Annotated in this window: 8 protein-coding genes; 4 read left to right on the forward strand and 4 right to left on the reverse strand. The window is 61.8% G+C overall.

What is annotated here, in order from left to right; translation table 11 throughout:
• Positions 1-45: 45 nt before the first annotated feature.
• On the reverse strand, positions 46-1,092 hold the full coding sequence (locus AC0IW7_RS09410) for a LacI family DNA-binding transcriptional regulator (RefSeq protein ID WP_471817381.1): 1,047 nt from the start codon (positions 1,090-1,092) through the stop codon (positions 46-48).
• Between the two features lie 281 nt (positions 1,093-1,373).
• Between AC0IW7_RS09410 and AC0IW7_RS09415 the strand changes: the two genes are divergently transcribed.
• The 4 genes from AC0IW7_RS09415 (at position 1,374) to AC0IW7_RS09430 (ending at position 7,447) form a co-directional block, all read left to right on the forward strand.
• Positions 1,374-3,599: a TonB-dependent receptor gene (locus AC0IW7_RS09415; protein WP_471817383.1), complete on the forward strand. Its 2,226-nt coding sequence runs from the start codon at positions 1,374-1,376 to the stop codon at positions 3,597-3,599.
• A gap of 522 nt (positions 3,600-4,121) precedes the next feature.
• Entirely contained in the window at positions 4,122-5,459 is a 1,338-nt protein-coding gene (locus AC0IW7_RS09420) for an LLM class flavin-dependent oxidoreductase (RefSeq protein WP_471817385.1), read from the forward strand.
• Positions 5,460-5,475: 16 nt separating this feature from the next.
• Entirely contained in the window at positions 5,476-6,516 is a 1,041-nt protein-coding gene (gene mgrA, locus AC0IW7_RS09425; RefSeq protein ID WP_471817387.1) for an L-glyceraldehyde 3-phosphate reductase, read from the forward strand.
• Position 6,517: 1 nt separating this feature from the next.
• A complete protein-coding gene (locus AC0IW7_RS09430; RefSeq protein ID WP_471817389.1) occupies positions 6,518-7,447 on the forward strand; it encodes an aliphatic sulfonate ABC transporter substrate-binding protein in 930 nt (309 codons plus the stop codon).
• Positions 7,448-7,468: 21 nt separating this feature from the next.
• Here AC0IW7_RS09430 and AC0IW7_RS09435 read toward each other — a convergent pair whose 3' ends face one another.
• The 3 genes from AC0IW7_RS09435 to AC0IW7_RS09445 form a co-directional block, all read right to left on the reverse strand.
• Positions 7,469-8,827: an HlyD family type I secretion periplasmic adaptor subunit gene (locus AC0IW7_RS09435; protein ID WP_122498507.1), complete on the reverse strand. Its 1,359-nt coding sequence runs from the start codon at positions 8,825-8,827 to the stop codon at positions 7,469-7,471.
• 30 nt (positions 8,828-8,857) lie between these two features.
• Positions 8,858-11,008 carry a type I secretion system permease/ATPase gene (locus AC0IW7_RS09440; RefSeq protein ID WP_471817472.1) on the reverse strand — a complete coding sequence of 717 codons (2,151 nt, stop codon included), beginning with the start codon at positions 11,006-11,008 and terminating at the stop codon, positions 8,858-8,860.
• Between the two features lie 263 nt (positions 11,009-11,271).
• On the reverse strand, positions 11,272-12,639 hold the full coding sequence (locus AC0IW7_RS09445) for a TolC family outer membrane protein (protein WP_122498511.1): 1,368 nt from the start codon (positions 12,637-12,639) through the stop codon (positions 11,272-11,274).
• Positions 12,640-12,948 lie beyond the last annotated feature (309 nt).

A 12,948-nucleotide genomic window follows, 5' to 3' on the forward strand; every position in this document is an offset into this window, starting at 1 on the left:
CGCACCAACGGTGGTCCCGAATCAGCATCAACAAGGCCGCGCATTTTAAGCGCTTTCCCGCTCCACCAGTTCACATTCCAGCAAATTCAATTGCTGCAACGGCTCATCTCCCTCGATCACTCCAAGCGCCTGTAACACCCGCCGCGCTGCCACTTCGCCAATTTGCCGGGCGGGCGGTTTGATGGTGGTCAGGCTCGGCAGCAGCATTTCGGCGAAGGCGTAATCGCCAAAGCCGACCACGGCGCAGTCTTGGGGAATGCGCAAACCCGCGCGCTGGCCGGCGAGCAGGCCGCCGGCGGCGACGTTGTCGTTGGCGAAAATGATGGCGTCGGGGCGCGGGGTGCGGTTCATCAGCGCGTCCATCGCCTGCTTGCCGCCTTCGAAGGGCGTGGCGTCGCTGCTGGGCACGAAAAACCAGGGTTCGCGGCCGGCTTCGCGCAGGGTTTGCGCGTAGCCGTCGCGGCGTTCCAGGGCGCTGAAGTCGCCGGCTGCGCTGTTCTGCACGAAGGCGATGCGCTGGTAGCCCTTGTCGAGCAAATAGCGCGCGGCGCGTACGCCCACGTCGTGGTGCAAAAAGCCGACCTGCATGGGGCTGCGCTCGGGCTGGTAATCCCAGATTTCCACCACCGGAATATCCGCCTCGGCGAGCATTTTGTCGGTGCCCGGCGAGTGGAAATGGCTGGTCACCACCAGTGCCGCCGGCGACCAACCGAGAAACGCCCGCACGGCGTTTTCTTCCTGGTCTTCCGAGAAATAACTGGAGGCCAACAGCAACTGATACCCGTGCGCGGCCAGGGTGTCGCTGAAGCCCTGAATGGTGTTGGCAAAGATCGGCCCGGAGATGTTTGGCACCACCATGCCGACGATGCGCCCACGGGCTGAAGCCAGCCCGCCGGCCACCAGATTGGGCACATAGCCCAACTCGGCGACCACCGCTTGAATGCGCTCGCGCAGCTCCGGCGATACCTGTTCCGGCTGGTTGAAATAGCGCGACACGGTAATGGCCGAAACACCCACCTGCTTAGCCACGGTGCTTAACGTCACGCGCCCGGCGCCACGGCGTTTGCGGGTGGTTTCTTTGTCGCTGCTCACGGTAGAAGCCGATCCTGGGCGAGGAGAGTGGCGGCCACCTTACTGCATTTGGTAGCGCTAACAAAAGATCTGCACTAAATCACTTTATGGAATATAAAAGTAATTTATTAGTATTTGACGGTCTATAAACGCCCCGCTGATACTGGCGATGTTAGCGCTAACAAGCGCCGCGCTGTCGCCACGCACTGCCACTCGTACGAGCGAGACCAGACACCGACAGCGCTCCACAGAGCCCACCGCAGCAGTGGGCCACGTCTGGGTCTTGAAAGGGGCAGTCCACCATGAACACCGCACCATCCGCTTTTCCACGTCGCAGCCCGTTGGCCGTGGCCGTACTGCTCGCCGCGCTGGGCCAGTACAGCGTTGCCGCCGAGCCGTCTGAACAAACCGAAAGCGCCGAACAAGCGCCCACCCTGAGCACCGTTACGGTCACCGCCACCCGCCGCGAAGAGTCGCTGCAAAAGGTGCCGGTCGCGGTGTCGGTGGTCGATGGCGAGCAACTGGAGCGCGACAACCGCAACAACGTGTCGAGCATCGTGCAGCAGGTGCCCACGCTCAACTACCGCAGTGGCGCGTCGAACAAAGACACCTCGTTGTTTATCCGTGGCGTGGGCACCATCACCACCTCGCCGGGCATTGAGCCAACCGTGGCCACCGTGATCGACGGCGTGGTGCTCGGCCGCCCTGGCCAGTCGACCCTCGACCTGCTCGACCTGGAACGCATCGAAGTGCTGCGCGGCCCACAAGGCACGCTGTTCGGCAAAAACGCCTCGGCCGGCGTGCTGAACATCGTCAGTAAAGCGGCGCCGGAGGAAACCCACGGCTACGTCGACTACTCGCACTTTGGCGGCGGCAGCGAAAACCGCCTGCGCTTTGGTATTGGTGGGCGCCTGACCGACACGGTGAAAGGCTCGCTCACCACCTTGCTGGGCAAGTACGACGGCAACGTCGAAAACGAATACAACGGCCATGACGTCAACGGCTACGACCGCAAAGGCGCGCGCGGCAAGCTGGAAATCGAGCCGAACGACGACGTAAAGGTCACGCTGATCGCCGACTACACCGACGGCAAAGACACCATTCCCAACGGCGTCATCACCCAAGCCAGCCCCGCGTTTGGCACCGCTCTGGGCAGCAGCGTCAGCCCCAGCGACCACAACCGCAGCATCAACAGCGACTTCAACACCCGCGTCTACGATCGCAACCAAGGCTTGTCTGGCCAGGTGGACTGGAGCCTCGGCGATTACACGCTGACGTCTATCACCGCCTGGCGCGGCTGGAACAACACCCAATACCAGGACGGCGACCGCCTGGCGCAAGTGGCGGTCGGCTTCCCGCAGTCCCACGACAAAGGTCAGCTCGACTACGACCAATACTCGCAAGAACTTCGCCTGGCCTCGCCCAAAGGCGAGTTCAACGAATACTTGCTCGGCGCCTTTTACATGCACGGCAAAAGTGAAGAGACCTACCAGCGCGCCGTCACGCCGGTCAGCTTCGTCACCCAGCGCGGCCGCGCCGACTACGAAGCCACCAACGACAGCTACGCGGTATTCGGTGAAAACACCTTCAACTTCACCGAAGACTTTCGCGGCATCCTCGGCCTGCGCTGGACCCACGACGACCTGGAATACAAACACCAGCGTGTATCAACCGCTGCCGCCACCGGCATTCAGCCGAGCTACGCCAGCAACGGCTCGGTGGACGAAGACGGCTTCACCGGTCGCGCCGGCTTCCAGTACGACATCAACGACAACCTGACCAGCTACATCACCTACTCGCGCGGCTACAAAGGCCCGGCCTACAACGTGTTCTTCAACATGCAGCCGCGTGACACCGAAGCGTTGAAACCGGAAACCTCCAACTCCTGGGAAGTGGGCCTGAAAAGCACCGCCTTCAACAACCGCCTGACCGCCAACCTGGCTGCTTTCCACACCGAATACGACAACTACCAGGCCAACTTCTACGACGTGGTGGCCGGCGCCGTGGTAACCCGCCTGATCAACGCCGGCAGCGTGAAAACCGAAGGCGTGGAGCTGGATGTGAGCCTGCAGGCCACCAGCCAACTGAAATTCTCCGGCGCCGTGGCCTACACCAAAGCGCGCGTTGACGAATTCAGCTGCCCGGTCGGCGCCGCCGCCTCGTGCGACATCAACGGCAAACCGCTGCCCTACAGCCCGGACTGGAAAACGTACGTACGCGGCGACTACACCATCCCGCTCGACAACGGCCTGGATATCGAACTGAGCACCGACTACGCCTGGCAAGACCACGTGCAATACAGCCTCGACCAGAACGCCAACACCATCCAGGGCGCCTACGGCATCTGGAACGCCAGCGTGGCATTGGCCGACTACAACGACGGCTGGCGTGTGGCGGTGCTGGGTAAAAACTTGGCGGACAAGAGCTACTCGAATGGACTGGCGTATAGCGGCGCCAACTACGTGTACCGCTCGGTGCCGAGGGATGATGAGCGGTACTTTGGGGTTGAGGTGCGCAAAGACTTTTGAGGTTCGAGCCTGACCATTACTTTGAAAAAAACCACCGTCATCCTCGCGAAAGCGGGGATCCAGAATGGCCCGTCGAACGGTGCTCGTCACAAAATTCTGGATCCCCGCGTGCGCGAGGATGACGGATGTATGGGCAAAGAAATTCGTTTCCGACAACCCCCCGTAGGCGCTACTCGAATGGGCTGGCGTACAGCGGCGCTGACTACGTGTATCGCTCGGTGCCGAGGGATGATGAGCGGTACTTTGGGGTTGAGGTGCGGAAGGATTTTTGAGGTTTAACCGCCGCTTTAACCACCGCTTTTGAAAAAACCCACCGTCATCCTCGCGCACGCGGCGGTCCGACGATTCGGGATCCAGAATGGCCCGTCGAACGGTGCTCGTCACAAAACTCTGGATCCCCGCGTGCGCGAGGATGACGGATGTTTGATGCGAGACCGCCGTACCACCCCTGTAGGAGCGGCTTCAGCCGCGATGCCCTTGCCCTTAAACAACCCAAAAAGCACCACCAGGAAACCCAAACCCATGACCACCCCCACCCGCCAACTCAGCCTTGGCGCTTTCTTGATGGCCGGCGGGCACCACATCGCCGCCTGGCGCCACCCTGACGTGCAGGCCAATCCGCTGGATTTCGCCAGCTACAAACGCACCGCACAAATCGCCGAAGCGGCCTGTTTCGATGCGGTCTTTGTTGCCGACAGCGTGGCCGCCAGCACCGACGACATCGCCAGCCACACCTCGCGTTCGGTGTACTTCGAGCCGCTGACGTTGCTGGCCGCGCTCAGTGCAGTAACCGAGCGTATCGGGCTGATCAGCACGGTCACCACCAGCTACAACGAGCCGTACCACGTGGCGCGTAAATTCGCCTCGCTGGATCACTTGTCGGGCGGCCGTTCGGGCTGGAATCTGGTCACTTCCGACGCCGCCGCCGAGGCCTTCAATTTTGGCCGTGACGCGCATATTCCCCACGCCGAACGCTACGCCCGCGCCCGCGAATTCCATCAGGTGGTTACCGGCCTGTGGGACAGCTGGGCCGACGATGCCTTTGTGCAGAACAAACAGTCCGGCCAGTTCTACGACCCGGTCAAGCTGCACGTGCTTAACCACAGCGGCGAGCACTTCAGTGTGCGCGGTCCGCTTAACGTCGCCCGCTCGCCGCAAGGTCGGCCGGTAATCGTGCAGGCCGGTTCTTCGGAAACCGGTCGCGCCCTGGCGGCGGAAACGGCGGAAGTGGTGTTCACCGCGCAAACCTCGTTGGCCAAAGCGCAGGCGTTTTATGCCGACGTAAAAGGGCGCATGGCCGCCTTTGGCCGCGAGCCCGACGCGCTGAAAATCATGCCCGGCGTGTTTGTCGTGGTCGGCCAGAGCCGTGACGAAGCGCAGGAGAAATTCGAGCAGTTTCAGGAACTGGTGGAGCCCCAGGTGGGCGTCGCCTTGCTGGGACGCATGTTGGGCAATTTTGACTTGTCGGGCTATCCGCTGGACGGCCCGCTGCCCGAGTTACCGCTCACCGAAAACGGTCAGCAGAGCCGGCAGAAATTGCTCACCGAACTGGCCGGCGCCGAGAACCTGAGCCTGGCGCAACTGGGCCGGCGCATTGCTGGCGGGCGAGGGCACTACAGCCTGATCGGCACCGGCAGCGACATCGCCGATGAATTGCAGGCCTGGTTCGAAGGCGGCGCGGCGGATGGCTTCAACGTGTTGGTGCCGCACTTGCCGGCCGGGTTGGAAGACGTCGCCCGTTTTGTTGTGCCGGAGCTGCAACGGCGAGGCTTGTTTCGCACTCAGTATCAGGGCAGCACCCTGCGTGAGCACCTAGGCCTGACTCGGCCGGTGAATCCGTTTTTCAGCCTCGATTCCTGAAACCAAGAGACGACCCATGACCTACCTCGCCAACCCCGACCGCTACCATTCCATGCCCTATCGCCGCGTCGGCCGCAGCGGCCTGGTGTTGCCGGCGCTGTCCCTCGGCCTGTGGCACAACTTCGGCGATGCCACGCCTATTTCCACCCAGCGCGCGTTGCTGCGCACGGCGTTCGATCTGGGCATCAATCACTTCGACCTGGCCAACAACTACGGTCCGCCCTACGGCAGCGCCGAAACCAATTTCGGTCGCCTGCTCAAGGAAGATTTCGCCGCGCACCGCGACGAGCTGATCATTTCCACCAAGGCCGGCTGGGACATGTGGCCCGGCCCGTACGGCCAAGGCGGCAGCTCGCGCAAGTACCTGATTTCCAGCCTCGACCAAAGCCTGCAGCGCTTGGGCCTGGATTACGTCGACATCTTCTATTCGCACCGCTTCGACCCGCACACGCCGTTGGAAGAAACAGCCGGCGCGCTGGCCAGCATCGTTGAGCAGGGCAAGGCGTTGTACATCGGCATCTCGTCGTATTCGGCGGGCAAAACCCGCGAGATTACTGCCTTGCTGCGCGAGCGCCAGGTGCCGCTGCTGATTCACCAGCCGGCGTACAACTTGCTCAATCGCTGGATCGAAAAAGACTTGCTCGATGCCACCGACGAGGTGGGCGCGGGCGTGATCGTGTTCACCGCCCTGGCCCAGGGCTTGCTCAGCGACAAATACCTCAACGGCGTGCCGCAAGATTCGCGCGTAAACCGGCCGGGCGGCGCCTCGCTGCGTCCCGAGCATTTGTCCGAAGCCAACATCGAACGCGCCCGCGCGCTGAATGAAATCGCTAAGCGCCGTGGCCAAAGCCTGGCGCAACTGGCCTTGGCCTGGACCCTGCGCGACCCACGCGTGACCTCGGCCCTGATCGGCGCCAGCCATCCTGAGCAGATCGTGGAAAACGTCGCGGCGCTGAACAACCTGGCCTTTAGCGCCGAGGAGCTGGCCGAGATCGACCGCTACGCCGTTGAAGGCGGAATCAACCTCTGGGAAAAACCGTCCACCGACTGGGAATGACATGCGCCTATTAAACCGTTTTACCGCGCTGTGGCTGCTCGCCGCATGCTGTCAATTGGCGTTGGCCGATCCGGCCACGCTGCGCATCGGCTATCAGAAGGGCTCGGCGAGTCTGGTGTTGGCCAAAGAGCACAAGCTGCTGGAGCAGCGCTTTGCCAACACGCAAATCAAATGGATTGAATTTCCGGCCGGCCCGCAGATGCTCGAAGCGTTGAATATCGGCGCGCTGGACGTCGGTTCCACCGGCGATATTCCGCCGCTGTTCGCCCAGGCGGCTGGCGCCGATTTGCTCTATATCGCCGCCGAGCCGGCCAAGCCGCAAGCCGAGGTGATTGTGGTCGGCAATGCCAGCCCGATTCACAGCGTGGCCGAGCTAAAGGGCAAAAAAGTCGCCTTTCAGAAAGGCTCCAGCTCGCACAACTTGCTGCTGCGGGCGCTGAACAAAGCCGGCCTGGCATTTAGCGATATTCAGCCGGTGTACCTGTCGCCCGCCGACGCCCGCGCGGCGTTCGAGCAGGGCAGCGTCGACGCCTGGGTGATTTGGGATCCGTACTATTCAGCGCTCGAACTGGAAGGCAAGGCACGCCTGCTGGCCAATGGCGAAGGGCTTGGCCTGATTGGGCCCTTCTTCCTGGCGGCGCGGCCTTATACCGAGGCGAACCCGCAGTTTATTCCGCCGTTGCTGGATGAACTGGGCAAAGCCGAAGCGCTGACCCGTACTGACAAAGCCGCCAGCATTGCGCTGCTTTCCAGCTTTATGGGCTTGCAGCCAGCGGTGATCGAACGCACCTTCAGCCATCGTCCGCCGTCGCCGCCGATGGCGGTCAGCGCCGAGATCGTGCAGGCGCAGCAGGCGACCGCCGACCTGTTTCTGGCCAATCGCTTGTTGCCGAAAAAACTGAATATCGACGCGGCGGTGTGGCGGCCGTAACCGCCAGGCGAGCGGGGCGCCTTAGCGCTCGCGCATCGCTTCGGAACGGGCTTTGAGCACGGGTTTAAGCAGGTAATCCAGCACGCTTTTATGCCCGGTAATGATGCCGACGTTGGCCACCATGCCGGGAATAATCAGCAGCGGATGCTCATCGGTGCCCAGGTGGTTTTTGTCGGTGCGCACCTGGATCAGGTAGAAGCTGTTGCCCTTGTCGTCGGTCACGGTGTCGGCGCTGATCAGTTCCAGCTTGGCTTTCAGCCCGCCGTAAATCGTGTAGTCGTAAGCGGTGAACTTGACCATGGCGCTTTGGCCGGGGTGCAGGAACGCGACGTCTTGCGGGCGCACCCGCGCTTCGATCAGCAGGTTGTCTTCCAGCGGCACAATTTCCAGCATGTCGCTGCCGGGCTGCACCACGCCGCCAATGGTGTTGATCTTCAGCGTTTTGATAATGCCGTGCACCGGAGAGGTGACGGTGGTACGGCTGACGCGGTCGTCAATCGCGACGCTGGTGGCGGTGATTTTTTGCAGTTCGGTGCGCTTTTCGTTGAGCTCTTTCGAGGCGTCGGAGCGGAACGCCAGGTCGGATTCCTGCATCTTGCTTTTGATTTCGTCGATGGCCGCCTCGGCGCGGGGAATGGCCAGCGAGGTGGAATTCAGCGAGCCGCGAATTTCCACGGCGCTGCGGCGCAAGCGCAGAATTTCCACTGGCGAGATCGCGCCGGTGCCCACCAATGGCTCGGACATGTTCAGCTCTTGCTGCAGCAAGCCGAGGCTGGAGCGGTATTGCTCAACCTTGGAGCGAAACTCAGCCAGCTCCTGGGTTTTCTGCCGCAGTTGTTCGTTGAGGGTGCGCTGCTCGCTTTCCAGGTGTTTTTTCCGCGAGCTGTACAGCGCCAGTTCGTCGGCGGCCAGTTGCGGCGCTTTTTCCAGAACGTCGGCAGACAGCTGCATGGGCCGGCCTTCGGCTTCGGCAGACAACCGTTCCACCCGCGCTACCAGCGCCATGCGGTCAGCTTCGGTTTCGCCACGGTTGGATAAAAACCGCGTGTCATCCAGGCGCATGAGCTTGTCGCCCTTGTTCACCATCTGGCCTTCGCGCACGAAAATTTCCGTGACGATGCCGCCTTCCAGGTTCTGGATCACCTGCACCTTGCTTGAGGGAATGGCTTTGCCCTCGCCAGTGGTCACTTCATCGAGCACGGCAAAGTGCGCCCAGCCGAGGGCGGTGAGCAGCAGGCCGCAGGTCACCCACAAGGTGATGCGCGACAGCCAGGGCGAATCTTCGCGCACCACGCCGTCCACTTCCGGCATGAACTCGGTGTCCTGCTTTTTCTGCCGCAGGCTTGAAAAGTACCCGCGTGGCGGTTGGCTCAGGTCCATGTTTTTTCCGTTAACACTCATCAGTTGACGTCACACCGAGGCCTGGCCGATGCGGCCTTTGCGCAGGGCGTCGATAACCGCGTCTTTCGGCCCGTCGGCCATCACTTGGCCGTTGTCGAGCACCACCAGACGGTCGACCAGGCTGAGCATCGAGGTGCGGTGGGTAATCAGCAGCACGGTTTTGCCTTGAATCCAGGTGTTCAGCTTGGCTTTCAGCGCTTCTTCGCTGGCGTTGTCCATGGCGCTGGTGGGCTCGTCGAGCACCAGAATCGGCGGGTCCAGCAGCAACGCGCGGGCCAGCAATACCGCCTGGCGCTGGCCACCGGAGAGCAACTGGCCGCGTTCACCCACCGGGCGCTCGAAGCCTTGCGGATGCTGGCGGGCGAGTTCGCTGACGCCGGTCATTTCCGCCACCTCGAGCATCCGTGCATCGCTCACGTAGCGGGCGCCGAGGGTGAGGTTGTCGCGCAGGCTGCCCGACAGCAGCGGCAGGTCGTGGGCGACGTAGCCGATCTGGTGGCGCAGGTCGGCGACGTCGAGTTGGCGCAGGTCGAGGCCGTCCAGCAGCAATTGGCCTTCTTCGGGTGTGTAGAAGCCCATGATCAGCCGCGCCAGGGTGCTTTTGCCTGAACCACTGCGGCCGATGATGCCGATGCGCTCGCCCGGCTGCATATGCAGGCTGGCGCCGACCAGGGCAGGGCCGCTGGCGTTGGGGTAGGTAAAGCTGACCTTGTGCATGTCCAGCGCGCCCTTGAGTTGGGTGCGCTCCAGCGGCCGCTGTTTGGCTTGGCGCTCCTGCGGCATGGACATCATGGCGTCGGTGCTGCGCATGGTGATTTGCGCTTGTTGGTAGCGCGTAATCAGCCCGGCAATTTGCCCCAGTGGCGCCATCACGCGGCTGCCGAGCATGTACGAGGCCACCAGGGCGCCGACGCTAAGGTTGCCGTCGATAATCAGGTACACGCCGGCAATGATCGTCGCCATGCCGGAGAACTGCTGGAGGAACAGCGTGCCGTTGGTTGCCAGCGCCGATAGGTTGCGCGCATGGGCATCGAGGCGGGTCATGGCGCCGTGGGTGGTTTCCCATTTGTGCTGACGCTCGCTTTCGGCGCTGCACGCTTTCAGGGTTTCCAGGCCGCTAAGGGTTTCGATCAGCAAGGCTTGACGCTCGGCGCCCAGGGCCAGGCTTTTTTGCACGGTGTCGCGCAGGCGCGACTGAATGATCAGGGCAAAAATAATGGTGATGGGAAAGGCCAGCAGGGGAATCACCACAATCCAGCCGCCGAGCAGACCAATCACCACAATCATCAGCAGGGCGAAGGGCAGGTCGATGATGCTGGTCAGGGTCACGGCGGTGAGAAACTCGCGCAGGCCCTGGAAGTCGTGAATGCTCTGGGCGAAGCCGCCAACGCTGGCCGGCCGGGCGCTCATCGACATACCGGTGATGCGCTCGAACAAGGTGGCCGAGAGCACCACGTCGGTTTTCTTGCCGGCGACATCCAGCAGATGGGAACGCAGCACCCGCAGCAGCAATTCGAACATCGTGCCCAACAGCAAACCGATGGACAGCACCCACAAGGTCGAAATGGCCTGGTTGGGCACCACGCGGTCGTAGGTCTGCATCACAAACAGCGGCACCATCATGCCCAGCAGGTTGATCAGCAGGCTGGCGAGAATGGCGTCGGCATACAGCCAGCGCGACAGTTTCAAGGTGTCGCGAAACCAGGCTTCCACGCGCGGCACCAGCGGTGTGCGCAAGTCTTCCAGTTCATGGCGCGGCCGGGCAAACAGCGCCTGGCCGGCGTACTCGGCTTGCAGCAACTCGCGGCTTACCCATTGCTCGCCGCCTTCGGCCTCGCTGGGCAAAATCAGCGCCTGACCATCGGCGCGCCACTCGCGCAGCACGGCGCAGCGGCCGCCCTTGAGCACCAACAGCACCGGCAGGTTAAGGGCGGAAATGGCATTCAATTCACGGCGCAGCAAACGGCCTTGCAAGCCGGCGCGGGCTGCAGCGCGAGGTAATAAATCGGGGCTCAGACGTTGTTCAGGCATCGGCAAGCCGGCACTCAAACTGCCACGGCTGGCCGAACAGTTGTGCAGGTTGCACAAAATCAACAACCCATCGAGCAGCGGGTCATCGTGGTCTAAACGCGGGTCGCCGGACGGGCCGGTCCGTTCCATGGTGGTCACAGTCTCACTACTCCTCATTCAGACCTTGAGCACTCGGCTGACTGCTGTCTGATCGCACTGTGCCACTGTGGTTCAGACAAATTATTCAGCGAGTTCACCGAGGACTGATACAGCCGGAACCGGCGCCACCCCGGCACTGTAGGAGCGGCTGGGCGGCATTCCGATTAGCCGCGATGCTCTGGATTCGACGATCAAGGGCATCGCGGCTGAAGCCGCTCCTACAAAGGCGGGGTGGGGCGGCTGGCTGCCGTCGCTTATTTCATCGACGGCAGTTGCGCGGTGCTTTTCACTTCGTTGAGCGCAGTCGCTTCGGCGGGCAGCACGGTGCCTTGCTTGCGCAGCAACTCGCCCATGGCCGATTGCAGGCGGTACATCGAGAATTCCTCGGTGTAGCGCACTTCCACGTAACGACGGTTGGCGGTGAACAGTTCGTTCTCGCTGTCGAGGAGGTCAAGCAGGGTGCGTTGGCCCAGGCCGAATTGGTCTTGGTAGGCCATGCGTACACGCTTGGTGTAGTCGGCGTAGTCACGGGCCAGCGGCGTTTGCAGGCGGGCGTTGCGCAGGGCGTTCCAGGCCAGGGTCACGTTCTCGTTGATCTGACGCAGGGCGTTGTTGCGGATGTCCATCGCCTGGTTGATCTGGTAGGCGGTGGATTGCAGGTTGGCCTTGTCGCGGCCGCCGTTGAGCAGGTTGTAGGTCATCACCACGCCCGCTCGCCAGTTGTTGTCATGGCCTTCGTCGCCGGCGGTGTTGTTGTTGGCGTTGGCCGCCAATTCAGCATCGAAACGTGGGTAGAAGGGCGACTTGGCCACTTCGTATTGTTTCTCGGCGGCGATCACGTCGGCTTGGGCCGATTTCAGCATGGGGTTGTTATCCACCACGCGCTGGCGCGCTTCGTTCACGTCTTCGGGAATCTGGCCTTTGATCGAGGCCGGAATTTCCAGCTCATCGGCCGGACGGCCAACGGCACTGAAGAAATTGGCTTCGGCGTCCTGCAGGTTCACTTCCTCGGTGTAGAGGTTGTTGGCTGCCAGGGCCAAACGCGCGGACGACTGATCGGAGTCGGCGTTGCTGCCCACACCGCGCTCGCTGCGCAGGTTGATCTGATCGCCCATGCGTTGGTGCGCCTGCAAGTTATTGCGGGCCAGGTCGACCATCTCGCGGCGTTTCAGCACTTCGAGGTAAAGCTGCACGGTGCGCAGCGCCAGGTCTTCACCGGTGCCTTGGATGTAATAAGACCGCGAATTGACCACCGCTTCGGTGCGGGCAATTTCGTTCGGCGTGTTGAAGCCATCGAACAGCATTTGCCGCAGGCGCAGCTGCGAGGTGCCGTAGTCGAGTTGTTCCTTGTTGTGGCTGTTCAGGCCATTGCCGCGCGCGCGGGTGGTGGGGTTGTCGGTTTCTTCGCGGCCGTAACCGGCGATGGCGTCGACTACCGGGTAGTAACCCCCTTGTGCGACGCCGACTTGCTCCTTGCTTGCCCGGCGGTCGTTGATGCTGGCTTGCAGCTCGGGGTGGGTGTCGATGGTGCTCTGGATGGCTTCGGACAGGGTCATGGCCTGCGCCTGTGCGCAGACCACAGCCAACAGCACGCTAGTCCATAGCGGTTTTATTGCAGGCATGGGTACTTCTCCATAGGTGTGAACGTTGTGTTGGTATGCCAATAAATTGGCTTATGCGCCTACTAGACCGTTTCAGGCTTGTAACATTCCAGCTAAGAACAACTTTAGAAGAACCTAAGAAATTTTTGGAACAAACCTTATGAATATTTATTCTTATGCAGTATGTGAAAACGAGCACATTGTTTTTGCCTGCACGTCACGTTTACCGGGGTCTTTGACGCTGGCGAGACTTGCAAATCACGGTCAATTGCGGTTTCGAGCGTCTGGAACGGGGAGAAACACTGCGGTAGTTTGAGCAGCGCTAGGGCG

Source organism: Pseudomonas sp. AC229 (genome assembly GCF_979254655.1).

What these genes read in the sequence shown, in the direction of transcription:
- AC0IW7_RS09415 (WP_471817383.1), top strand. Translation starts at nt 1,374, where the DNA reads ATGAACACCGCACCATCCGCTTTTCCACGTCGCAGCCCGTTGGCCGTG.
- AC0IW7_RS09445 (WP_122498511.1), bottom strand. Translation starts at nt 12,639, where the DNA reads ATGCCTGCAATAAAACCGCTATGGACTAGCGTGCTGTTGGCTGTGGTC.
- AC0IW7_RS09430 (WP_471817389.1), top strand. Translation starts at nt 6,518, where the DNA reads ATGCGCCTATTAAACCGTTTTACCGCGCTGTGGCTGCTCGCCGCATGC.
- mgrA (WP_471817387.1), top strand. Translation starts at nt 5,476, where the DNA reads ATGACCTACCTCGCCAACCCCGACCGCTACCATTCCATGCCCTATCGC.
- AC0IW7_RS09420 (WP_471817385.1), top strand. Translation starts at nt 4,122, where the DNA reads ATGACCACCCCCACCCGCCAACTCAGCCTTGGCGCTTTCTTGATGGCC.
- AC0IW7_RS09440 (WP_471817472.1), bottom strand. Translation starts at nt 11,008, where the DNA reads ATGGAACGGACCGGCCCGTCCGGCGACCCGCGTTTAGACCACGATGAC.
- AC0IW7_RS09435 (WP_122498507.1), bottom strand. Translation starts at nt 8,827, where the DNA reads ATGGACCTGAGCCAACCGCCACGCGGGTACTTTTCAAGCCTGCGGCAG.